This window comes from Rhizobium sp. 22-785-1 (assembly GCF_053521965.1).
The window spans coordinates 328,716-351,386 of the sequence record NZ_JBNWDI010000004.1 but is presented as its reverse complement, the minus strand read 5'-3'; the positions used below and the strand labels follow the sequence as shown (position 1 = coordinate 351,386).

Annotated in this window: 18 protein-coding genes; 12 read left to right on the top strand and 6 right to left on the bottom strand. The window is 57.5% G+C overall.

What is annotated here, in order from left to right:
- Window positions 1-16: 16 nt before the first annotated feature.
- The 4 genes from pheT to ACQZ5M_RS11345 all read left to right on the top strand — a co-directional run bounded on the left by pheT (window position 17) and on the right by ACQZ5M_RS11345 (window position 7,019).
- Entirely contained in the window at window positions 17-2,440 is a 2,424-nt protein-coding gene (gene pheT, locus ACQZ5M_RS11360) for a phenylalanine--tRNA ligase subunit beta (protein WP_449079786.1), read from the top strand.
- A 209-nt stretch (window positions 2,441-2,649) separates the two neighbouring features.
- Window positions 2,650-3,639, top strand: a complete 990-nt coding sequence (locus ACQZ5M_RS11355) for a Bug family tripartite tricarboxylate transporter substrate binding protein (protein ID WP_449079785.1) — start codon at window positions 2,650-2,652, stop codon at window positions 3,637-3,639.
- Between the two features lie 387 nt (window positions 3,640-4,026).
- Window positions 4,027-6,186, top strand: a complete 2,160-nt coding sequence (locus tag ACQZ5M_RS11350; RefSeq protein WP_449079784.1) for a methyl-accepting chemotaxis protein — start codon at window positions 4,027-4,029, stop codon at window positions 6,184-6,186.
- 308 nt (window positions 6,187-6,494) lie between these two features.
- Entirely contained in the window at window positions 6,495-7,019 is a 525-nt protein-coding gene (locus ACQZ5M_RS11345) for a flavin reductase (RefSeq protein WP_449079783.1), read from the top strand.
- A gap of 16 nt (window positions 7,020-7,035) precedes the next feature.
- Here ACQZ5M_RS11345 and ACQZ5M_RS11340 read toward each other — a convergent pair whose 3' ends face one another.
- Entirely contained in the window at window positions 7,036-8,154 is a 1,119-nt protein-coding gene (locus ACQZ5M_RS11340) for a mandelate racemase/muconate lactonizing enzyme family protein (protein ID WP_449079782.1), read from the bottom strand.
- Between the two features lie 58 nt (window positions 8,155-8,212).
- A complete protein-coding gene (locus ACQZ5M_RS11335; RefSeq protein WP_449079781.1) occupies window positions 8,213-9,214 on the bottom strand; it encodes a GntR family transcriptional regulator in 1,002 nt (333 codons plus the stop codon).
- Between the two features lie 122 nt (window positions 9,215-9,336).
- Between ACQZ5M_RS11335 and ACQZ5M_RS11330 the strand changes: the two genes are divergently transcribed.
- From ACQZ5M_RS11330 to ACQZ5M_RS11295, 8 genes are all read left to right on the top strand, one after another.
- Complete coding sequence (locus ACQZ5M_RS11330) at window positions 9,337-10,404, top strand: Ldh family oxidoreductase (RefSeq protein WP_449079780.1); 1,068 nt, start codon at window positions 9,337-9,339, stop codon at window positions 10,402-10,404.
- A 122-nt stretch (window positions 10,405-10,526) separates the two neighbouring features.
- Window positions 10,527-11,225 (top strand): FadR/GntR family transcriptional regulator, encoded by a 699-nt coding sequence (locus tag ACQZ5M_RS11325; RefSeq protein WP_449079779.1) that lies wholly within the window; start codon window positions 10,527-10,529, stop codon window positions 11,223-11,225.
- Between the two features lie 77 nt (window positions 11,226-11,302).
- Window positions 11,303-12,277 (top strand): sialic acid TRAP transporter substrate-binding protein SiaP, encoded by a 975-nt coding sequence (locus ACQZ5M_RS11320; protein WP_296015357.1) that lies wholly within the window; start codon window positions 11,303-11,305, stop codon window positions 12,275-12,277.
- Window positions 12,278-12,388: 111 nt separating this feature from the next.
- On the top strand, window positions 12,389-12,964 hold the full coding sequence (locus ACQZ5M_RS11315) for a TRAP transporter small permease (RefSeq protein WP_449079778.1): 576 nt from the start codon (window positions 12,389-12,391) through the stop codon (window positions 12,962-12,964).
- Window position 12,965: 1 nt separating this feature from the next.
- Window positions 12,966-14,372: a TRAP transporter large permease gene (locus ACQZ5M_RS11310; RefSeq protein ID WP_296099802.1), complete on the top strand. Its 1,407-nt coding sequence runs from the start codon at window positions 12,966-12,968 to the stop codon at window positions 14,370-14,372.
- A 72-nt stretch (window positions 14,373-14,444) separates the two neighbouring features.
- Window positions 14,445-15,494 carry an L-idonate 5-dehydrogenase gene (locus ACQZ5M_RS11305; protein ID WP_449079777.1) on the top strand — a complete coding sequence of 350 codons (1,050 nt, stop codon included), beginning with the start codon at window positions 14,445-14,447 and terminating at the stop codon, window positions 15,492-15,494.
- Window positions 15,495-15,511: 17 nt separating this feature from the next.
- Complete coding sequence (gene uxuA, locus ACQZ5M_RS11300) at window positions 15,512-16,708, top strand: mannonate dehydratase (protein ID WP_296021622.1); 1,197 nt, start codon at window positions 15,512-15,514, stop codon at window positions 16,706-16,708.
- A complete protein-coding gene (locus ACQZ5M_RS11295) occupies window positions 16,708-18,117 on the top strand; it encodes a mannitol dehydrogenase family protein (RefSeq protein ID WP_449079827.1) in 1,410 nt (469 codons plus the stop codon). The genes uxuA and ACQZ5M_RS11295 overlap by 1 nt, the downstream gene beginning before the upstream one ends.
- A 73-nt stretch (window positions 18,118-18,190) precedes the next feature.
- Here the strand turns inward: ACQZ5M_RS11295 and ACQZ5M_RS11290 are convergent, their stop codons facing one another.
- The 4 genes from ACQZ5M_RS11290 to ACQZ5M_RS11275 form a co-directional block, all read right to left on the bottom strand.
- On the bottom strand, window positions 18,191-20,077 hold the full coding sequence (locus ACQZ5M_RS11290) for an MFS transporter (RefSeq protein ID WP_296021617.1): 1,887 nt from the start codon (window positions 20,075-20,077) through the stop codon (window positions 18,191-18,193).
- Window positions 20,078-20,357: 280 nt separating this feature from the next.
- Window positions 20,358-21,596, bottom strand: a complete 1,239-nt coding sequence (locus ACQZ5M_RS11285; RefSeq protein ID WP_296021614.1) for an aminopeptidase — start codon at window positions 21,594-21,596, stop codon at window positions 20,358-20,360.
- 82 nt (window positions 21,597-21,678) lie between these two features.
- Window positions 21,679-22,155: a Cys-tRNA(Pro) deacylase gene (gene ybaK, locus ACQZ5M_RS11280; RefSeq protein WP_296021612.1), complete on the bottom strand. Its 477-nt coding sequence runs from the start codon at window positions 22,153-22,155 to the stop codon at window positions 21,679-21,681.
- A 3-nt stretch (window positions 22,156-22,158) separates the two neighbouring features.
- Window positions 22,159-22,509, bottom strand: coding sequence for an ArsC family reductase (locus ACQZ5M_RS11275; RefSeq protein WP_296106839.1), 351 nt, complete (start codon window positions 22,507-22,509; stop codon window positions 22,159-22,161).
- Window positions 22,510-22,671: the final 162 nt, after the last annotated feature.

The window sequence follows — 22,671 nt, the reverse complement described above, 5'->3', positions numbered from 1 at the left end:
CGAGGAGTAATAGATTATGAAATTCACACTCTCCTGGCTGAAAGAGCATCTCGATACCGATGCCTCTCTGGAGCAGATCTGCGAACGCCTGACGGCCATCGGTCTTGAAGTCGAAGACGTTGACGACAAGGCCGCTTACAAGCCTTTTGTCATCGCCAAGATCCTGTCGGCGGAAAAGCATCCCGAGGCAGATCGCCTGAAGGTGTTGTCGGTGGATGCCGGTGACGGCAAGCCTGTGCAGATCGTCTGCGGCGCGCCGAATGCGCGGGCCGGTCTCGTCGGCGCTCTGGCGCGTCCTGGCACCTATGTTCCGGGAATCGATGTAACGTTGTCTGTCGGAAAGATCCGTGGTGTCGAAAGTCACGGCATGATGTGCTCCGAGAAGGAGCTCAACATGTCCGACAATCACGACGGCATTATCGACCTGCCGGACGATGCGCCGGTCGGCACATCCTTCGCCTCCTATGCGGGGCTGGATGATCCGGTCATCGAGATCAATCTCACGCCGAACCGCCCGGACTGCACCTCGATTTACGGCATCGCCCGCGATCTGGCGGCATCCGGTCTCGGCACGCTGAAGACACGGCCTGCGCCGAGCTTCAAGGTCGAGGGTTCGACGCCGGTCGACGTCAAACTCGAGCTGGATGATGCAGCACTTTGCCCTGGCTTTTCGCTTCGTATCGTGCGCGGCGTGAAGAATGGTCCGAGCCCAAAATGGATGCAGCAGCGTTTGCTTGCCATCGGTCTTCGCCCCATCAATGCGCTGGTGGATATCACCAACTACATGACTTTCGATCAGGGCCGTCCGATGCATGTCTTCGACGCCGCCAAGGTGAAGGGTGATCTGGTCGTGCGTCGCGCAAAGGAAGGCGAAACCATTCTCGCTCTCGACCAGCGCGAATATAAGCTTGGTCCGAACAATGTGGTGATTGCTGACGACAATGGGCTTGAATCCATCGGTGGCATCATGGGCGGCGAGCATTCCGGCTGCGACGAGAACACTGTGGACGTGCTGATCGAGTCGGCGCTCTGGGATCCGATCAATATTGCCAAGACGGGCCGTTCTCTCGGCATCATCACCGATGCGCGCTATCGTTTCGAACGCGGCGTCGATCCGGAATATATGGTGCCGGGCCTCGAGCGCACGACGGAGCTGGTGCTCGAGCTTTGCGGTGGTTCGGCTGGAGAAGCAAAGGTCGTCGGCTACAAGGGCTTCGAGCCGAAGTGGATTGATTTCCCACTCTCCGAGGTAAAGCGCCTGACGGGTCTCGAGGTTTCGGCGGAAGAAAGTCTTGCTATCCTCAAAGGTCTCGGTTTCGGCATCGAAGGCTCCGGCGAGCGTGTTTCCGTGTCGGTGCCATCATGGCGTCCGGACGTCGATGGCAAGGCGGATCTGGTGGAAGAGGTCATGCGTATCCATGGCGTGGATAACATCAAGCCGGAACCGCTTGAGAACCTTGGTGCCGTCAACGGTCGCATTCTAACGACGTTGCAAAACCGCACGCGCACCGCACGCCGCGCGCTTGCCAGCCGCGGTATGCTGGAGGCTGTCACATGGTCCTTCATTCCGGAAGCGCAGGCCAAGCTCTTCGGTGGCGGTTCGCCCGCGTTGAAGCTTGCCAACCCGATCGCGGCCGACATGTCGGACATGCGGCCATCTTTGCTTCCCGGTCTTTTGACTGCTGCACAGCGTAATTCCGACAAGGGATATGGCGATGTCGCCATCTTCGAAGTGTCAGGCACCTATGAAAGCGATACGCCGGAAGGACAGCGTCGCGTTGCTGGCGGTGTTCGCCGCGGTACGGCCTCGCTTGCCGGTGCAGGCCGTATGTGGTCGAACGCTACAAGGGGCGGCGGCAAGGCTGTCGACGTCTATGATGCCAAGGCAGATGCGCTGGCAGTGATCGAGGCGTGCGGTCTGCCGATGGCCAATGTTCAGACAGAGGCTGGTGCCCCTTCCTGGTATCACCCCGGCCGTTCCGGCACGATCAAGATGGGCCCGAAGGTCGTTCTTGGTTACTTCGGCGAGTTCCATCCGAAGACGCTCGGCGCTCTTGATGTCTCCGGTGCCTATTGCGGCTTCGAGATTTATCTCGACGCCATGGCCGAACCGAAGAAGAAGGCGACACGTACCAAGCCAGCCTTGGATCTTTCACCGTTCCAGGTCGTGAAGCGCGATTTCGCCTTCGTGGTCGACAAGTCTGTCGAAGCGGGCGCCATCATCAAGGCAGCTACCAGCGCTGATCGCAAGCTCGTCACCGGAGTCAATGTCTTTGACGTCTTCGAAGGCGCGTCGCTTGGTGATAACAAGAAGTCGATCGCGATCGAAGTTCAGATCCAGCCGGTGGACAAGACATTGACCGACGAAGACTTCGAGGCCTTGACCGCGAAGATCGTCGGAAATGTCGAAAAGACAACGGGCGGCGTGCTTCGCGCATAACTCGCCCTCAATACTGTGGCACTGAAAACCCGCTTCACGGCGGGTTTTTTGTTTCCGGGCACGGTCACTCAAGACTTCAAAGACGCGCAGTGCGTGTATTCTGTTGCAATTTGAAGCGAGACTCTTCGCCCAACGCATGTACAGGTTGATGCGGACGTTGCTTTCAGTACTATGCGTGCCAGGCCAGTGGGCCGTGTGGAGGAGATTTTATGGCAATTGGATTTTTGAAACGGCGTGCAGCTTTGATGCTTGCTGCATCTGCGGCAGCTTTGTTGACGTTTAACACGGCTGTTTATGCTGAAGGCTTTCCTGAGCGCGCGATCACGCTCGTCGTGCCTTTTGCGGCAGGCGGCTCGACCGATGTCGTTGCACGTGTGATTGCGCAGAAAATGGGCGATGCTCTTGGTCAGCAGATCGTCGTGGAAAATGTCGGCGGGGCAGGTGGAAATCTCGGTGCCGACCGCGTCGCACGTGCCGAGCCGGATGGCTATACGATCCTGATGGGCACGGTTGCGACACATGCGCTCAACCCGTTGATCCTCAAGACAAAGCCATATGATCCTGAAAAAGATTTCGCGCCGATTTCTCTTCTGGTTGTCGTGCCTAACGTGCTCGTGGTCAATCCGCAGCTGCCCGTCAACAACGTGGCCGAACTGATCGCGCTTCTGAAAAAGGAACCAGATAAACACGCTTATGCCTCTTCCGGCAACGGCACGCCGCTTCACCTTTCCGGCGAACTGTTCAAGAGCATGGCCGGTGTTGAGATGCAGCACGTGCCTTACAAGGGTTCCGGTCCGGCCTTGAATGACCTTCTCGGTAACCAGATCTCGATCATGTTCGACAATTTACCGTCCTCTTCCGCCCATATCAAATCTGGAACTTTGAAGGCTCTGGGTGTGACGACGGCGGAGCGAGCTTCCTCCTTCCCAGACGTGCCGACAATTGCCGAAACCGTGCCGGGTTACGAAACCTACAGTTGGAACGCGCTTTTCGCACCGGCGGGGACGCCGCCTGATGCAATCGCCAAGCTGAATGAGGCTGCCAAAACGGCACTGTCCGATCCGGATGTGGCAAAGCGCATGGCGGATTTCAGCGCCAAGATCGTGGGTTCGTCACCGGAGGAGCTGAAGACCCACGTTTCAGAAGAGATTGCCAAATGGGGTCCGGTGGTGAAGGAAGCCAACGTCCAGATGGACTAAGGCCAGTGCAGCCTCGCGATGGATCGTCTTCCCCAGTATCTCCGCAGGGGAAGACACCTTCAATCCTTACCTGTTGGTTAAGCCATGAAAAATGTGATCAACTGCTGTTACACCTGATCATCATTTAGGCAATTAAACTCATAATAAATTATTTTATCCTATTACCTTCATCCATGACAAAAGTCGTCGCAGGCGTTCAAGCGCCGTCGAAGAGTCTTCAGATGAATCGAGGCAAAAGTGAATTTTTTCAGGAACTTGAAAATCAGCACCCGCATCGTCGTGGTTGCCGCTATCCCAACAATCGCCCTCCTAGGCGCTGTGGTCCAAGATAATTTCCGAAGGCTAGACGTTGCCTCTCAAGCCAGTTCCGTCTCTGAGATCTCAGCCATGGCACCTCTGATCGGTAGTATGGTCCACGAAATTCAGAAGGAGCGCGGTGCCTCTGCCGGCTTTGTGGGTGCGAAGGGGCAGGGCGAGTTCGGACCTCTTCTCGAAAAACAGCGCCTCGTCACCGATGCCGCGATTGCGAGATTTCGAAAGCTTAATCTGACGACTGAAGAAGCCGCCGGCTCTCCTGCTTTCATGCAGCTCGCCATTACCGCGCAAGCAAAGCTCGACAAGCTTGACGCCATGCGGCAGGACATTACCTCGCTAAAGGCATCTGTTGCCGATATCGGTGCTTATTTCGCCGATACGATCGGCAGCCAGATCAAGCTCATCGAATCGATGAGTTCTCTGACGTCGGACAGCCGCATTTCCAATCGGATCATCGCTTATTCTGCCCTCCTGCAAGGGAAGGAACGGGCGGGCCAGGAACGAACCGTCGGAACCGCGGCCTTTACCACCGGAAGCATCAATCCTGAAAGCTATCAGAAATTCGTTCGCCTCGGTGCCATGCAGGGCGTCTATTTCTCGATCTTCGATTCCTATGCGGGTGCTGCTGAAAAATCAGCGCTGGAGGCTGCACTTGGCAGCGATGCCGCCAAGCTTGTCGATACGCAGCGCTCTGTCCTTCTCCAGGCGCCGTTTGGTGGCCAGTTGAGTGGCATCAGCGGAGAGGCTTGGTACAAAGCGACCACGGACCGCATCAACGTTCTCAAGACGGTCGAAGACAAAGTCGGTGCGGAACTGAGTGACTATGCCACTGGCGTTGCGACGTCTGAACAACGTGGCCTTACTGTATCAATTCTAACATCCTTAGGTGTCCTTGCCGTCGTGGCTGTTCTTGCCGCAATCATTACCCGCTCGATCACGGGCCCTATCGGCAGCGTGGTTGGCACCATGCGTGAACTCGCAGCAGGTCGCGCCGATGCGGCATTGGATGTTGAACCGGACCGCAGCGAGATCGGCGAAATGGTTCGCTCCGTTGCAGTCTTCAAAACCAACGCCCAGGAGCGTCTCAAGCTCGAGGCCGAAGCCGAGGCCAACCGATCGCTCACAGAACGTGAACGGCTGGAGCGCGAAGCGCGGCAGGCCCAGGACGCAGCGGAAGTGCAGCACGTGGTCGATACGCTCGGTGCGGGTCTCGGCGCTCTTGCAAATGGCAAGCTGAACTACCGCATCCAAGACAGCTTCGCCGACCGTCTCGACAAGATCCGCGTGGACTTCAATGGTGCTATAGAGCGGCTTGAGGATACGATCATAAAGGTCAGCGGAAACGCGCAAGGGATCGCGGCGGGTTCCAACCAGATCAGAGCATCTGCCGACGATTTGGCACGACGCACAGAACAGCAGGCAGCGTCGGTCGAAGAAACCGCCGCGGCGCTGGAGCAGATCACGACCACGGTGGCGGATACGACGCGCCGGGCAGAGGAAGCCGGCCGCCTTGTGAGCGAAACGCGTGAAAACGCAGAACGCTCAGGCGTTGTCGTGACAAAGGCCATCGGCGCCATGAACGAGATCGAAGCGTCTTCAAGAGAGATTTCCAATATCATCGGAGTCATCGACGAGATTGCGTTTCAGACCAATCTGCTAGCACTCAATGCTGGCGTCGAAGCCGCACGGGCCGGCGAGGCCGGTAAGGGGTTCGCTGTCGTCGCCCAGGAAGTGCGCGAGCTTGCCCAACGATCGGCCAGTGCTGCAAAGGACATCAAGGTACTGATTGCCAAATCAGGCGATCATGTCAAAAACGGTGTTGGTCTGGTCGGTGAGACGGGTGAGGCTCTCACCCACATCGTCGCGCAGGTGAAGGACATCAGCGTCAACGTGCTGTCAATCGTTGAGGCATCGCGTGAGCAGTCCACCGGTATCAAGGAAATCAATAACGCGGTTTCCCAAATGGACCAGGGCACGCAGCAGAACGCTGCCATGGTGGAAGAGTCGACGGCAGCCAGCCACTCGCTCGCCAGAGAGGCGGATTCGCTGTTTTCCCTCGTGGGCGCGTTCGAAACGGGTTCGCAGCGCAGCGCTCAAACCGCGGCCTCGGCACGTACCGTCGTTCCATCTGCGGCAACTCAGCGTTCTCCAGTCCGTAGCCTCGTCAATCGCGTTGCGTCTTCCTTCAACGGGAACGCGGCGCTGAAGGCAAACAGCTGGGAAGAGTTCTGAAACTGCGCGATCAGCATCGCTGATGAAAGGCTCCGGACGTCGTCCGGGGCTTTTTTCCGTCACCAATAGCGGTGCAAAAATCAGGCTTGAAATTTCGCAATAATCACGATGCGCGTCTTCAAGAAGGTAAGGCTTTGTTTGTGCATCCAACAAGACGACGTAAGGCGCTCTGGGGGATAGCGAATTGAGGCCGGTCCGCATTTATTCGCTGCGGGGAGAATTTTCGATTCCCTTGCGGCCTCGAGACGTTAATGTGGAGCGGAACAGACGTCCGGTATCTGACGACTTTTTTGGAACAGTCGCTTGAGATGCTTATGTCAGATGGTGAGAAGGAAGCCGCAATGGGGATTAAGACTGCGGAAGAGCGCAGCCTGGACTACAGAGACGCGATGGCGCAGCTTGCCGGCGCAGTCAATATCGTCACGACGGATGGGCCTGCGGGCAGGGCGGGTTTTTCCGCCACCGCTGTCTGCAGCGTCTCCGACAATCCCCCGACCCTCCTTGTCTGCATCAATCGCAGCTCGTCCGCTCACAGGATGTTGTTTGAAAATGCCGTGGTCTGCGTCAACACGCTTTCTGCCGATCAGGAACATTTGAGCCGTCTCTTCGGCGGCAAGACCCCGAGCGAACAACGATTTGCAGGCGGTGAGTGGACTTTTCTTCAAACCGGCGCGCCGGTTCTGAAGGGCGCGCTTGCGTCCTTCGATTGTCGCGTCCGCGCCATCCACGATGGCAGCACGCACGACATCATCATTTGCGATGTCGTCGATACTGCCATTGGTGACGGCGAAGAGGCGTTGATCTACTTCAAGCGCGGGTATCGCTCGCTCTGATCCCGCGCAACGCGGCTCACCCTATGCTTTTGCCAAAGCGGGCGAAGCTTTCTTCCAGCACGGTCGTACCCGCACCGGGGCGCTGCGGCAGATTGTAGATTCCGCCCTGAACATCTGCCGGCTCCTCAAAATGGTCCTTGATCCATGGGATATATTCGAGGATCGTCGAGGCGGGATGCCAGTAGCTCAAGTGAACATGCACTTGGCTCATTTCGCCGGCATGCGGCACCACCGGCAGTCGGTAGGCAAGTGCCAGATCAGCCACCTGAATATATTCGGTAATGCCGCCGAGGCGGGTTACGTCGGGCTGAACATAGGCAACCGCACCTGCCGCTATGAAGGAACGGAAGGCATCGACGGTGTAAAGCTGTTCACCGAGTGCGATCGGAATTGCGGTGTTACGAGCAAGTGTGGCATGACTGCCGACATCGTCATACCAGAGCGGTTCTTCAAACCAGTATATGTCAAGATCACGGGCGAGAGCACAGAAGCGCTGGCATGTAGGCAGATCCCATTTGCCGTTTCCATCAATGGCAATTCTCACCGAACCGCCCAGACGCGCGCGAACTGCCGTCAGCCTTTCGATATCCACATTCGGATCGTCGTGGCCAACCTTGATCTTTAGCCGGGTAAATCCATCCTGCTCCACAGCTCGTGTAGATCCTTCCAGAAGAGCGTCCTTGGAGAAAGACAGCCATCCAATGTCGGTATTATAGGCTTCGAGCTTGTCGGTGCGCGCGCCACCGAGATAGCTCCAGAGCGGTACACCTGCCTTCTTCGCCTTCAAATCCCAGAGTGCGACATCGACGGCGGCGAGCGCCAGATGGGTGATCCCGGCGCGACCGACCCATTGAAGAGACGGATAACGTGCAAGTTTGGTCCACAGCCTTGAATGGTCGTTGGCATCCTCGCCGATCAGCAGCGGCGCGTAGCAATCACGAATGCAAGATGTGATCAGTCGATCCGATGCGAGGTGGGCATGCGTGCCTGTGAAGCCGTAGCCTTCCAGTCCGTCCGTTGTCACGATCTTGGCGCCAACGACGCCCCAGTGGGTGATGGAATGGGTCGAGTCCGAAATGGAATCTGAGGTGAGTGGCAGGTGCAGAATGAACGGGTGGACAGATGCTATTTTCATGATGGATAACCCTCCTCCGGTTATCGGGTAGTATGTGTTTTGTCGAAATGCCCTGCCCTCAATCGCTCTCCAGCTTTTCGAGATACGGCAATTCGTCGGGTGATATGACTTCAGCGACAGCCTTGATGCGCATCATCGCGCGGCTTCTGGAAATTTGCAGATGGCGCACCAGCCCGGATTTCGCACCGTCGATATCGCCTGCCAGAAGGCTATCGAAAATCGCCAGGTGTTCGGGCAAGAAAGGTTCGCTATCGAATAGCCCCATTGTCCAGTGATAGAGGAAATGATGTGCGACAAGCAGCGCCTGCGGCAGACTGATCGCGCGCATCAGCGACGTATTTCCACAGTAGCCCAGAAGCTCGACATGGAGTTGCTGTTCCAGCGCGTCCAGCGTTTCGCCATCGATCTTGTCCGCCGACTGGATAGTGTCCGCGACGTTCTTGCGCAGTGAAAGCAACAGCCCGTTGGGGAGATTTGCCGCTGCCTTTTCCAATGCGATCGGTTCGAGAAGCCAGCGCAGCTCATAAAGCTCGCCGATATGTTTTGCGGTCAGTGCCGGGGCATACCATCGCCCACTGTCATCCTTGCGGACGATGCCGCGTTCTTGCAGGCGAGCGACCACATCGCGTGCCACCGTCCGGCTGACGCCATAATGTTTAGCCAGAACCGCCTCGTTGATCCGCCAGTCGGCAAGCGATGTGCGCGACACGATTTCAATTTCGATATTATCGTAGATGAGTTCCCAGCTGGATCGCGCCTGAATGCGCGTCGTATCGGCAAGAATTGGGGAATCACCATCCGTTGCCCCCATTGCGACTGAGACTCGGCTTTTTGCCACGACATCATAGCCGCGGCTCTCCGATTTTCGCACAAGATGCAGTCGCTCAAGTTCTGCAAGCGCCTGGCGTGCGGGAGCGCGGCTAATACCAAAGCGATTGGCGACCATGGTTTCCGTCAAGCGGGAGCCGTGCGATATGACGCCGTTGGCAATATCGGCTGCCATAATCTCGCAGGCCCGCCGGTAAAGGCGGGGCGCAATGCCGGTCGTCACACGTTTCATTTGATTAATGCCATCCCTTAGCTTGTCCTGATCGACAGTCAGGATTTTGCCGTCACAGGGATTGCATGTCTCTTATTTGATGTCTAGTGTATGCATAAGACATTTTTAGAAAGGGAACCGCAATGCTGCAGGATGAGGCGCAGGCTCATGTTCCTTTGACACTGCTCGACCAGTTTTGTCGGGCCGTCTTTGGCGCCTGTGGCGCCGATGTGGCAACTGCGGATGCCGCTACCCGCGCCATGATGCACGGTACGCGATACGGCGTGGACAGCCATGGCGTCCGTCTGCTTGATCATTATGTTACGGCTCTTCAGGGAGGACGCATCAACCGCGCTCCGCAGTTGAAGACGGCGACGAGTTTTGGTGCGGTGGAGACGCTGGATGCGGACGACGCGCACGGTGCGCTAGCCGCATACACTGCGATGAACCGCGCTATCGAGCTGGCGTCGAGGTTCGGGATTGGCGCTGTGGCCATTCGCAATACCTCGCACTTCGGTCCAGCTGGAGCCTATTCGTTAGAGGCGGCGCGGCAAGGGTTTATCGGAATAACGTTCTGCAATTCCGATAGCTTCGTTCGCCTGCACGATGGCGCCCAGCGCTTCCACGGCACCAATCCAATAGCAGTGGGGGTTCCGTCTGGTGGATCTGATCCCTGGCTGCTCGACATGGCAACGAGTTCCATCCCCTATAATCGCGTGCTCCTGTACCGAAGCCTCGGCCAGCCTTTGCCGCATGCGACAGCATCGGACGAAAAGGGTCTCGATACCAGCGATGCCGATGCGGCGGCGATGCTTGCGCCGCTCGGCGGCGAGTTCGGATTCAAAGGAGCAGCGCTTGCCGGCGTCGCGGAAATATTCAGTGCTGTTTTGACCGGCATGAAACTGAGTTTCGATATCGCGTCCATGGGAGGACCGGATTTCTCCACGCCGCGCGGCATGGGAGCTTTCGTTCTGGCGCTGAAGCCCGAGGCATTTCTGGAGCGCGCCAACTTTGATGATGCGATGAGGCGTTACGTCGATACGTTGCGGGGATCGGCTGCCCGCGCTGGTGCGCGTGTGATGGCGCCGGGAGATCGCGAATGGCAGGTGGCAGCACAAAGAGTGCGCGATGGCGTTGCTCTCGATCCTGCGACCCGCAAGTCCTTCGCTGAGTTGTCCAATCGCTTCGGTGTCGAGTGGTCCTTTGCCTAAGGCGCCATGTTCGGACGGCTTCGGGCAAAGCTTTGCCTGTTGACTTTTGTAATGGTTCCACCTTAATGAAGATGATTGGTAAGACCACTTGACCAATATTGATCCTTGGTGGAGGAGACAGCATGTTTGTGGCGCTGGAGCCGCGTCGCCTCTACAGGCAGGTGGCAGATCAGATCAGGACATTGATCGAGACGGGTGAAATTTCCGAGGGCGCCAAGCTTCCGGCAGAGCGCGATCTCGCCGAACGCTTTTCCGTTTCGCGACCCACCGTTCGAGAGGCGCTGATCGTTCTCGAGGTGGAGGGCTATATTCAGATCAGAATGGGCTCCGGGGTCTATGTCAGCCAGCGCCCGAAATCGACTTCAGCTCTCCCCGCGGATGAAGGCGATGGTCCTTTCGAGATCCTTCAGGCACGCAGCATCATCGAAGGCGCTATCGCCGAAGAGGCGGCGAGGCAGGCGACGCCATCGCACGTCGCGCTTCTCGACGACAATCTGCGGCGCATGGAAGACGCCATTGGCGATGCCGTAAAGATGCTGGTCAATGACCGGGCATTTCATCTCGCTATTGCCGACATAATCGGGAATGGAACACTGCATCGCTTCACCGGCCACATTTTCGATCGAAGGATGACGCCCTATTTTGAGCGTCTTGCCAGCCATTTCGAGGGACCGCGCACATGGCGCCTGGCGCTTGAAGAGCATGTCGTGATCCGCGATGCGATTGCAGCCAATGATCCGGACGCTGCCAAGGCTGCAATGCAGCGCCATCTCAGCCAATCGCAAAAGAGATTTTCTCAAAGCTTCGGAGAGGAGGCTTGAGGGAGGGACGATGCCGCTTGGTTTATCCGCGCGGTAGAGAATGAAACATCTGACACTGTTTCGGGAGGAGACAAGAAATGACGTTCAGATTGAAAACCTTGCTGGGTGCCACAGCGATCATCATGGCTTCCGCACTATCTGCGCAGGCGCAGACCGTGCTGAAATGGGCCCACGTCTATGAAACGACGGAGCCATTCCACACTGAATCTGTCTGGGCTGCCAAGGAAATCGAAAAGCGCACCGAAGGTCGATACAAGATCGACGTATTCCCAGCCTCGCAGCTCGGCAAAGAGGCCGACATCAACCAGGGCCTGAAACTCGGCACCGTCGATATCATCATTTCCGGCTCAAGCTTTGCCGCACGCGATTCCAAGCCGATCGGCGTCACCTATTTCCCTTACATTTTTCGCAATCCAGAACACCTGATCGCATACACCAAGAGCGACGTCTTCAAGCGCCTGGCCAAGGGCTATGAGGACAAGACTGGCAACGTTATTGCGGCGGTCAGCTATTACGGAACGCGTCACACGACCTCCAATAAGCCGATTGAAAAGTGCAGCGACCTGAACGGGGTTAAGATGCGCGTTCCCGACGTGCCTGCCTATCTCGCCATGCCACGCGCATGCGGCGCCAACACCACGCCAATTGCTTTCGCCGAGGTCTACCTCGCGCTGCAGAACGGCACCGTCGATGCGCAGGAAAACCCGCTGACGACCATCGAGGCGAAGAAGTTCTTTGAAGTGCAGAAGAACATCGTTCTGACCGGCCACATTGTTGACCACCTCAACACGGTCATCTCCAAGTCGCGCTGGGCAAGTCTCTCTGACGAAGACAAGAAAATCTTCGTCGACGTGATGCAGGAAGCCGCCACCAAGACGACGAAAATCATCGAGGAAAGGGAAGTGGCGCTTGTTGACGACTTCAAGAAGCGTGGCTTGACCGTGACGGAAGTCGACAAGGCCGACTTCGAAAAGAACGTGCTCGACAAGGTGAAGTTCGAAGACTTCGGATACAACAAGGCCGATTGGGAAGCGATCCGCGCCATCCAGTAAATCGCGCATGGCGCGGGGCTTGCTCCGCGCCATCCTTCTCGTTTTCAGCACCGGCAGATGAGCGCATCTTGAACCTGCTGCTTGCGCCGATGCTCCAACCGGATCATTTCAATGACGCAGGAAATTCATACTCAGGTCACGCCCGAGGAACTTGCCCATACGTTCGACGAGGCCCCGCCGGATGCCGACCTTTCCGTTTACGCCTTTGAAGACTGGCTGACGCTCGCCCTTTTCTGGATGATGACGGGTTGCGTGTTCCTCCAGTTCTTCACGCGCTATGTTCTCAACGACAGCTATGCGTGGACGGAAGAAATCGCCGTCAACTGCCTGATCGGCGTCGTCTTCCTCGGCTCGGTCATGTGCGTTCGCATGTCGCGCCACATCCAGGTCGACGTGCTTTATCACTACCTGCCGCCAAATCTGACGCGCATCATGGCGATCCTCGTCGATGTCATCCGCATCGGTTTTTTCGCCTACGGCTCTTGGCTGATGTGGCGTTATCTGGAGATCGTAGCGGACGAGGAAATGGTCACGGTGGCGCTGCCGCGCAACATTGTCTTCTACACCGTCTTCGGCGCATTCGTGCTGATGTTCGTGCGCTCGGTCCAGGTTTTCGTGGCCAATCAGCGTCGCGGCTACTCCGTTCTGGAGCGGCCGGAAGAATTCCAGACGAGCGAGGAGATTTGAGATGCTGCTGCTGATCGGTTCTTTCCTCGTTTTGATGGTCGTCGGCCTTCCTGTCGCCATCTCCATGGCAGTGTCGTCACTGCTCTATATTGTCTCTTACAATGTCGCGCCGGATATCATCGCAGCCCAACGCATGATCGCGGGCGTCGAAAGCTTTCCGCTTCTTGCGGTGCCCTTCTTCATTCTGGCTGGCAACCTGATGAACTCGGCTGGTGTTACGGGCCGCATCTATTCCTTTGCCGTGGCGCTTGTCGGCTGGATGAAGGGTGGTCTCGCTCAGGTCAACATCATTGGCTCGGTGATCTTCTCCGGCATGTCCGGCACAGCCCTGGCAGACGCAGCCGGCATCGGCACAATCGAAATCAAGGCCATGAAGGATCACGGCTACCCGGTAGAAGCTGCGGTCGGGGTCACCGCCGCTTCGGCAACGCTTGGTCCTATCTTTCCGCCGTCCCTGCCTTTTGTCATCTATGGCATGATGGCCAACGTCTCGATCGGCGCGCTGTTCATGGCGGGCATCCTTCCGGGCGTCGTCATGACGCTATTGATGATGATCACGGTTGCTGTCTTCGCCTATGTCAAACAGTGGGGGTCGGACACGCCCTTTAGCCTGCGCACCATCTTCGGCGCGTCTTTCGAAGTCTTCATCGTCATGCTCGTGCCGGTCAGCATCTATGTCATGACGATGTTCGGCCTGTCTCTGAACCTTGCCATTCTGATTGCTCTCGTGGTGCTGATCTTTTGCGACTGGTACTTCGATTTCTCCGCCGTGATGGCGCTGATGACGCCTGTCATTCTGATCGGTGGCATGACGATGGGCTGGTTTACGCCCACGGAAGCGGCAGTTGCAGCGGTTCTCTGGTCGCTCTTCCTCGGTCTCGTTCGTTACCGCACGATGACCCTCAAGACACTGGCGAAGGCAACCTTCGACACGATCGAAACCACGGCATCGGTTCTGTTTATCGTGGCGGCAGCTTCGGTCTTCGCATGGCTTCTGACTGTCAGCCAGGCAGCGCAGGTGCTGTCGTCGGCAATTTTGACGCTAACGGACAGCAAGTGGATTTTCCTCGTGCTGGTCAACCTGCTTATGCTGTTTGTCGGCTGCTTCCTCGATACGATTGCCGCTATCACCATTCTGGTGCCGATCCTGTTGCCGCTGGTCTTGCAGTTTCACATCGATCCGGTGCATTTCGGGATCATCATGACGCTGAACCTTATGATCGGCCTGCTTCATCCGCCGCTTGGCATGGTGCTCTTCGTTCTCTCACGCGTTGCGAAGCTCTCGGTGGAGCGAACGACCATAGCAATCCTGCCGTGGCTGGTTCCGCTTTTTGTGGCGCTGATACTGATCACCTTCATTCCGGCGATCACACTTTGGTTGCCGCAGGAAATGGGGCTGATCCGATAGGTCACACTCTTCGGTCCGCGCGGCACTTGCCGCGCGGACCTCGTCTAACACCACAAAGAAAGTCGACAGGAAATGCTGACACGCGTGGCGCGTCTTTACGGCAAAAGAGACCTCAAGGTCGAAACGCAGGACTATTCGCAGCCAAGGAAAGGCGAAGTCCTTCTTCGCATGGCATCCGGCGGTATCTGTGGATCGGACCTCCATTATTATCAGGATGGCGGTTTTGGGCCGGTACAGGTGTGCGAGCCGATCATTTCCGGACATGAAGCTTCGGGCTATGTCGAGCAACTCGGTGCCGGTGTCAGTCATCTTGCGATCGGCGCGCTGGTCGCGGTCAATCCATCGCAGCCCTGCGGTGCTTGCGATTATTGCCTCAAGGGTATGCCTATTCATTGCCTCGACATGCGTTTCATGGGAAGCGCCATGCGGCTGCCGCACGAACAGGGCATGTTTCGCGACCATCTTGTCGTACCCGCCAAACAGTGCTTCGCCTTTACCGAAGGCGTAACCCCGCATGAGGCAGCTTGCGCCGAACCGCTTGCCGTTTGCCTGCACGCCGTCGCACAGGCCGGTGATCTTTCCGGCAAGAGCGTGCTCGTCACCGGAGCAGGGCCGATCGGGCTCTTGACGGTTGCCGCCGCAAGACATGCCGGCGCGGCCGAGATTATTGTGACGGACCTCACGGACGCGGCGGTCGCCCGCGCACCCGCAATGGGCGCAACAGGAACGATCAACGTCGCCACCAACCCGCAGGCGCTTGCGCCTTATCAGGAGAACAAGGGAAGCTTCGACGTCGTTTTCGATTGTTCGGCGGCGGCACCTGCGCTTCGCTCAGCCTTCAGCGCCATCAAGCCGCGCGGCACGCTGGTACAGGTCGGGGTCACGGGAGACATCGCGATCCCGCTCAACCTCTTGGTAGGCAAGGAGATCGTCTGGCGTGGGTCACAACGTTTCCACGCGGAATTTGCCGAGGCCGTCTCGCTGATCTCCTCTCGCGCCATCGATGTGCGGCCGATCATTTCGCATCATTTTCCGCTTGAACGGGCGGTCGAGGCCTTTGAACAGGCCGGTGACCGCCAGGTGGCCTGCAAGGTGCAGATCACCTTCAGCGACCAGCACTAAATTCAGAGGATAATATCATGAGACATACATGGCGCTGGTTCGGACCAGTGGACAGGGTAACGGTTCAGGATGCCGCACAGGCCGGTGCTGTCGGCATTGTCAGCGCGTTGCACCACATTCCGACCGGCGACGTCTGGCCCGTCGAGGAAATCGAGAAGCGTCATGCCGAAATCAAGGCGGGCGGACTTTACTGGGACGTGGTGGAAAGTGTGTGGATGTCGGAAGACATCAAGACACAGACCGGCGACTGGAAGCAGCATATTACCAACTGGCAGGAAACACTTCGCCGGCTCTCCGCCAGCGGTATTCGCACGGTCTGCTATAACTTCATGCCGGTGCTGGATTGGACCCGGACGGATCTCAGATGGGAGACCCGTCATGGTGCAAAGGCAATGCGCTTTGACCTGACCGATTTTGCGGCCTTCGATGTTCATATTCTCAAGCGCCCGAATGCCGCTGCCGATTATCCCGATTGGCTGGTGGACGAGGCAGCACGCCGCTTCGCTGAGATGGCGGACGCGAAGATTGCCGCGCTTGGCAGAAATATCGGCGCAGGGCTTCCCGGCTCAGCCGACGGCTACACGCTCGATCAACTTCTGGAAAAGCTGCGCAGCTATCACGGGATCGACCGGGCAAGGTTGCAGCAAAACCTCGTCGATTTCCTCTCCGAGGTCGTGCCGGTGGCCGAAGATGTCGGCATCAATCTTTGCGCTCATGGCGACGATCCGCCGTGGCCGCTGCTCGGTCTGCCGCGTATCCTTTCGACGCAAGACGATTACGCGCATATGCTGAAGGCGGTCGATAGCCGTGCCAATGGTGTGACCCTCTGCACCGGCTCATTGGGAGCGCGACAGGATAACGATCTTCCTTTCATCGCCAAGCGCTTTGCCGATCGCATCCACTTTGTTCATCTGCGCAATGTCACGCGTGATACGGACACTGTGCCGTGCTCCTTCTTCGAGGACGAGCATCTCGAAGGTGGCACGGATATGGTTGCCGTCATCGCTGCCCTCCTCGCCGAAGAAAAGCGTCGCCTCGATGCCGGTCTCTCCGACCATCAAATCCCCATGCGACCGGATCACGGACAGGAAATTCTGGATGACGCGACGCGTGGCGCACAGCCCGGTTATCCGGCTATCGGCCGCCTTAAGGGCCTTGCAGAGCTGCGTGGCATCGAGCGTACTCTTTCTCATCCCATTCACGGAATTATTTGATCATGAGCAGATTGTCTTCTTCAACGATATTGCCTGACGGTGTTGCTTTGCCTTCCTATGACAGAGCAGATCTGCAGCCCGGCATCATACACATGGGTCTTGGCGCCTTCCACCGCGCCCACCAGGCCGTCTATACGCAACGCGCTCTGTCAGAGCAGTTCGGCCCCTGGGGCATCGTTGCCGTCAACCTTCGTTCACCCGATCCGGTGGAGGCGCTTGCCGAACAGGATGGTCTCTACTCCGTCATCGTGCGCAATGCCGAGGGCGATACGGCGGAAGTCATTGGTGCGACGGTGGATTGGCTTTGTGCCGCAGAACGCGGCGCGGATGTGCTCGATTATCTCGCCAGCGAAACCATTAAAATTGTTACCCTGACGGTCAGTGAGAAGGCCTACGGTCTTGATCCTGTGTCAGGAGGCCTTGATCTGAAACATCCGTCCGTTGCCGCCGATCTAGCCAATCCGCATGAACCGATCGGTGCGATCGGTTTCCTCGTCGAAGGTCTCGCCAAGCGCCGCGAAAAGGGGATCGCTCCTTACACGGTGCTTTGCTGTGATAACCTGCCCTCCAACGGCCATGTGGTTCGCCGCCTCGTGCTGGAAATGGCAGAGCGACGCGACCCCGAATTGGCGCGTTGGATTGCTGAGAACGGTGCGTTCCCCTGCAGCATGGTCGATCGTATCGTGCCTGCGGCGACGGGCGAGAGCCGTGCGCGTGCGCAAGCTCTTCTCGGTGTTGAAGACAAGCTTTCGATCGAGACCGAGCCATTCATGCAATGGGTCATCGAAGAGAATTTCGTTTCAGGTCGCCCCGCCTGGGAGGCGGGCGGCGCCGTCTTCGCAAAGGCCGTCGAGCCCTATGAGAAGATGAAGCTTCGTCTTCTCAACGGCCCGCACACCATGATTGCTCATCTCGGCATCCTGAATGATCTGGAGTTCGTGCGTGACGTGATGGCCGTTCCTGAATTCGTCGAGAAGGTCAGACGGCACATGCAGGCAGCGGTCAAGACGCTTGATCCAGTGCCGGGCATCGATCTTCCGGCCTATATGGACGAGCTTATCGAGCGTTTCGCCAATCCGACCATTGCGCACAAGAATGTCCAGATTGCCATGGACACCAGCCAGAAGCTGCCACAGCGCGCTCTCGCAGCAACGGTGGAGACGCTGGAGGCGGGCCGTGATGCGGCAGAATTTGCCTATGTGATCGCGCTCTGGATTGCTTCGATCCACAAGCGCGGAACTCTCGACGATCCGCGTCGAGAGGAAATCCTTGCCGCGGCCCGCGCCGTCGATCCGAGCGATCCCTCGGCCTCCTTCTTCGCTATCGACGGACTGTTTCCGCCGGCATTGGTCCAGAACCGGGCCTGGCGCGATCGCGTCAACGCAGAACTGAAGGACCTCAAGGCCTGAGTTCCCAAAGTTTTCCCAACAAAAAACCCGGCGGTCGTCTCGCCGGGTTTTCTTTTGAATATGAGGGGGATGCTTAATCCATCTTATGGATGTCGCGATCCTTTGTTTCCGGCAGAAAGAGCAGGCCGATCACGAGCGTGATGCCGGCAAAGACGATCGGGTACCAGAGACCATAGTAGATATCGCCCTTGGCCGCACTCATCGCAAAAGCCGTTGCCGGGAGAAGACCGCCGAACCAGCCGTTACCGATATGGTAGGGCAGGGACATGCCAGAGTAGCGGATGCGGGTGGGGAAGAGTTCGACCAGCAAAGCTGCAATCGGGCCGTAGACCATCGTCACATAGATGACGAGGACGGTCAGGACCGCGATAATCACCACCCAGTTCACCGCAGCCGGATCGGCAACCATGGTGAATGCGCCGCCGCCTGGAACCGTATAGACGGCCATCTCGGTTGCACCATTGGCTTCAGCCGGTGTCAGCAGCTTGTCGGCAACCAGCTTGTCGACTGGAACGGTTTTGGCAGGTGTGGCGCGCACTGCATCTGCGTTGAGCGCCAGTTCCGGATTTGCAGCGACGAATGCATCGAGCTTTGCTGCAGGAACTTGAGCGGCACCACGGACCAGCGGATAACCCCCGTCATGCAGAGCAATGTTGATCTGCTTCTGGAAAGCGCGATCCTTCGCGGCTGCATCGGCACCCGCGGAGACGGCGTCATAGCTGGTGACGGTAGCGTCAGCGATTTTCACCACTGCTGGCTGTCCGGCTGGACCTTCGACCACATCATAAGGCACTGAGTTGCGGGTGAGGAACGCGGTTGCGATATCGCAGGATGTCGTAAACTTCGCGGTACCCGTGGGGTTGAACTGGAATTTGCAGTCACCGGGTGCTGCGGTCACCGTTGCGCGAACCGAAGCCTGGGCCTGTGCAAGCGCAGGGTTGCCTGCCCAAGTCAGCGCTTTAAACAGCGGGAAATAGGTAAGCATCGCCAGAACGAGGCCTGCCATGATGATCGGTTTGCGACCGACCTTGTCGGAAAGCCAACCGAAGAGAACGAAGAAGCCGGTGCCGAGTAGCAGGGCGCAGGCGACCATGATGTTTGCCGATTGGCCATCAACCTTCAGAATGCTCTGGAGGAAGAAGAGCGCGTAGAACTGACCCGTGTACCACACGACGGCCTGGCCAACGACAGCGCCGAGGAGCGCAATGATGGCGATCTTGGCGTTTTTCCATTGGCCGAAGGCTTCGCTCAGCGGCGCCTTGGAGGTCTTGCCTTCTGCCTTCATCTTCTTGAAAGCGGGAGATTCGTTCATTTTCAGACGAATCCAGACCGAGACACCAAGAAGGATAACGGACAGCATGAAGGGAATGCGCCAGCCCCAGGCAGCAAATGCTTCCTTGCCGACGCTAAACTGAACACCGAGAATGACGACCAGCGACAGGAAAAGTCCGAGCGTCGCCGTGGTCTGAATCCATGACGTATAATAGCCGCGACGGCCGTTGGGTGCATGTTCAGCCACATAGGTTGCCGCCCCGCCATACTCGCCACCGAGTGCCAGACCCTGAAGCATGCGCAGGAGGATAAGGATGATGGGAGCCGCAATGCCGATCTGCGCGGCACCTGGCAGAATGCCGACCACGAAGGTCGAGAAACCCATGATCAGAATGGTCACGAGGAAGGTGTATTTACGTCCGACGATATCGCCAAGACGGCCGAAGACCAGAGCGCCGAATGGCCGAACGAGGAAGCCTGCCGCAAAGGCCAGGAGCGCGAAGATGTTGCGCGTCGTTTCCGGATACTGGCTGAAGAAGTTCGCGCCGATATAGATGGCGAGCGAACCATAGAGATAAAAGTCGTACCACTCGAACACCGTGCCGAGAGAAGAGGCGAAAATGACCTTCTTCTCCTCCGCTGTCATGGGGCGCGCTTTTTCTGCGCCCGTCGCTGCTACATGTGCCATTGTCTGTCCTCCACAGAAATCAAGAAGACGCATCGCACCAGTTCGACTCCCCTCGAACTTCCCTTTTGGGGCGCGATGCACCTGACTGCAAAGTGACAGAATTTTAACGAAAGGAAGAGCGATCCTTTCGACTTATGACTTTAGTCTAAGAAGCGGCTCTTCTTTGACGAGCATAGGTTCTTAGATGACAGACATTGCGAAAAAATGCCGGCCCCTTCGCAGGAGCCGGCGGACTTTGCCGGGGTTCTCTCGCGGGTTCACGCGAAGGCCTGAAGAATTCCTAAGCCCATTCACCTTTGCGCATGACTGGCACGACGGAGCCATCCGGTTTGATGCCGTCGATATCGACCTTGTCGGAGCCGATCATCCAGTCGATATGGATGAGGCTCGAATTGCCGCCCTGAGACTTGATCTGATCCTGGCTGAGCGAGGCGCCATCGATAAAGCACTTGGAGTAGCACTGGCCGAGCGCGATATGGCAGGAGGCGTTTTCGTCGAAGAGTGTGTTGTAGAAGAGGATGCCGCTTGCCGAGATCGGCGAGGAATGCGGCACAAGCGCCACTTCGCCGAGACGGCGCGCGCCCTCGTCGGTATCGAGCACCTTGTTCAGGACGGATTCACCCTTCGAAGCCTTGGCCTCGACAATGCGGCCTGCCTCAAACTTCACCTGTATGTCGTCGATCAGCGTGCCCTGGTGCGACAAGGGCTTGGTGCTGGAGACATAGCCATCGACACGCAGCGCATGCGGAGTGGTGAAGACTTCCTCGGTGGGGATATTCGGATTGCAGGTCACGCCATTCTTTGCCATCGACGCACCGCCGTGCCATTCATGGCCGTCGGCTAGACCGATTGTAACGTCGGTGCCTGGACCTTTGAAGTGCAGCGACGCGAAGCGCTCGCCATTCAACCACTTGGACCGCTTGGCGAGATTGGCATTGTGCTCCGCCCAGGCAGCCACCGGATCGGCGACATCGACACGCGAGGCGGCGAAGATCGCGTCGGCCAGCTTGCGGACTGCCTCTTCCTCGCTCACACCCGGGAAAACCTGTTTTGCCCAGGATGGGTTTGGATAGGAGATGATATTCCAGTTGATATCGAAGTTGGAAATCTTCTCAAGCGCTGGCTTGTAGGCCGTGGAGTTGGCTTTGTTGGCGCGTGCCACTTTTGACGGATCTTGCTCGGACAGCAGCATGGGGTTGTCCCCGGAAATGGCCAGTCGTGCTGCGCCATTCGCGTATGCCTTGGCCATGCCTTCATAAAGCCAGCTGGACGCCTTGTCGAAATTGGCGTCGCTTGCATGGCGGTAACGCGCCAGCGTCGTCTCTTCATCGGAATAGAAGGTCGTCACCAGACCGCTGCCTGCCATGTAGGCGTGCTTGGTCAACTGGCGCACCAGCGGCAAGGCCGCAAGCGGCGCCGTGATCACCAGATCCTGATCCTTCTGAAGCTGAAGTCCGACCTTGACGGCGACTTCGGCCAGTTTCTCGAGTTTGACGGGATCGATAGGGGAAACGCTCATGATCTGCCTTCACATGTCTGCTTGAACGGGTGGACAATAGACCATCCATGGGGAAAGCCAACCACCTTCCGGCTGGCGTGGCTCACTCGGCGATGAGCGGCACAGCTGAGGCCTTTAAAGCTGTCAGCGCATCTTTTGGCGAAAGGCGGATTTGAAGTCCGCGTTGCCCGCCATTCATGTAAACATAGGCGTGGTCCATGGACTGGACCTCGATGGCTGTTGGCACCAGCTTTTTCTGCCCGAAAGGACTGATGCCGCCGACATGGAAGCCCGTCGCTCGCTCGGCATCGGCAGGTTTCATCATATTGGCGGATTTGCCGCCAAAGGCTGCCGCCAGCTTCTTCATGCTGACTTCGCGGTCCGACGGTACGACGACGCACACAGCTCTGCCATCCACTTCGGCCATCAGTGTCTTCAACACCAGATGCGGCGGCTCGCCAATGGATTCGGCTGCCTGAAGACCGATACGCTCGGCATAGGGGTCGTATTCGTAGGATACGGTGGTGAAAGCCACGCCCGCTTTCGTCAGCATCTGGGTTGCACGCGTTGTCTTGGACATGGATTACTGGCCGAAGAGGTTGGCATAGATGTCGGGCTTGAAACCGACGACGATCTTATCTTCTGCTTCCAGCACCGGCCGCTTGATCATCGAAGGCTGTTGCAACATCAGCGCTATGGCCTTTTCACGTGTCAGGTCAGCTTTCTGTTCGTCATCGAGCTTCTTGAAAGTCGTGCCAGCGCGGTTCAGCACCGTCTCCCATCCCGCCGCATCGCACCATGCCTCCAGATGCTCGCGATCGATGCCCTTCACCTTGTAATCGTGAAATGCAGTTTCGATACCGTTCTCGTCCAGCCAACTACGCGCCTTCTTCATCGTGTCGCAGTTCTTGATGCCGTAAATCGCGGTCGCCATGGTGTCCGTCTCCCTTGTGATGTCTGACTTAACAAAAATTGGAGAGTAGGCAAAGCATCGTGTCTTGGCGCGCTGTGCCATCCTTTAGGACCCAAAACGGACGTTCTAACGTCTTGAACTTACGCATCACGCTCTGCGAAAATTGATTCCGATTTTCGGGCC

Coding starts and splice junctions, on each gene's coding strand:
- pheT (WP_449079786.1), top strand. CDS start 17: ATGAAATTCACACTCTCCTGGCTGAAAGAGCATCTCGATACCGATGCC.
- ACQZ5M_RS11355 (WP_449079785.1), top strand. CDS start 2,650: ATGGCAATTGGATTTTTGAAACGGCGTGCAGCTTTGATGCTTGCTGCA.
- ACQZ5M_RS11350 (WP_449079784.1), top strand. CDS start 4,027: ATGGCACCTCTGATCGGTAGTATGGTCCACGAAATTCAGAAGGAGCGC.
- ACQZ5M_RS11345 (WP_449079783.1), top strand. CDS start 6,495: ATGCTTATGTCAGATGGTGAGAAGGAAGCCGCAATGGGGATTAAGACT.
- ACQZ5M_RS11340 (WP_449079782.1), bottom strand. CDS start 8,154: ATGAAAATAGCATCTGTCCACCCGTTCATTCTGCACCTGCCACTCACC.
- ACQZ5M_RS11335 (WP_449079781.1), bottom strand. CDS start 9,214: ATGAAACGTGTGACGACCGGCATTGCGCCCCGCCTTTACCGGCGGGCC.
- ACQZ5M_RS11330 (WP_449079780.1), top strand. CDS start 9,337: ATGCTGCAGGATGAGGCGCAGGCTCATGTTCCTTTGACACTGCTCGAC.
- ACQZ5M_RS11325 (WP_449079779.1), top strand. CDS start 10,527: ATGTTTGTGGCGCTGGAGCCGCGTCGCCTCTACAGGCAGGTGGCAGAT.
- ACQZ5M_RS11320 (WP_296015357.1), top strand. CDS start 11,303: ATGACGTTCAGATTGAAAACCTTGCTGGGTGCCACAGCGATCATCATG.
- ACQZ5M_RS11315 (WP_449079778.1), top strand. CDS start 12,389: ATGACGCAGGAAATTCATACTCAGGTCACGCCCGAGGAACTTGCCCAT.
- ACQZ5M_RS11310 (WP_296099802.1), top strand. CDS start 12,966: ATGCTGCTGCTGATCGGTTCTTTCCTCGTTTTGATGGTCGTCGGCCTT.
- ACQZ5M_RS11305 (WP_449079777.1), top strand. CDS start 14,445: ATGCTGACACGCGTGGCGCGTCTTTACGGCAAAAGAGACCTCAAGGTC.
- uxuA (WP_296021622.1), top strand. CDS start 15,512: ATGAGACATACATGGCGCTGGTTCGGACCAGTGGACAGGGTAACGGTT.
- ACQZ5M_RS11290 (WP_296021617.1), bottom strand. CDS start 20,077: ATGGCACATGTAGCAGCGACGGGCGCAGAAAAAGCGCGCCCCATGACA.
- ACQZ5M_RS11285 (WP_296021614.1), bottom strand. CDS start 21,596: ATGAGCGTTTCCCCTATCGATCCCGTCAAACTCGAGAAACTGGCCGAA.
- ybaK (WP_296021612.1), bottom strand. CDS start 22,155: ATGTCCAAGACAACGCGTGCAACCCAGATGCTGACGAAAGCGGGCGTG.
- ACQZ5M_RS11275 (WP_296106839.1), bottom strand. CDS start 22,509: ATGGCGACCGCGATTTACGGCATCAAGAACTGCGACACGATGAAGAAG.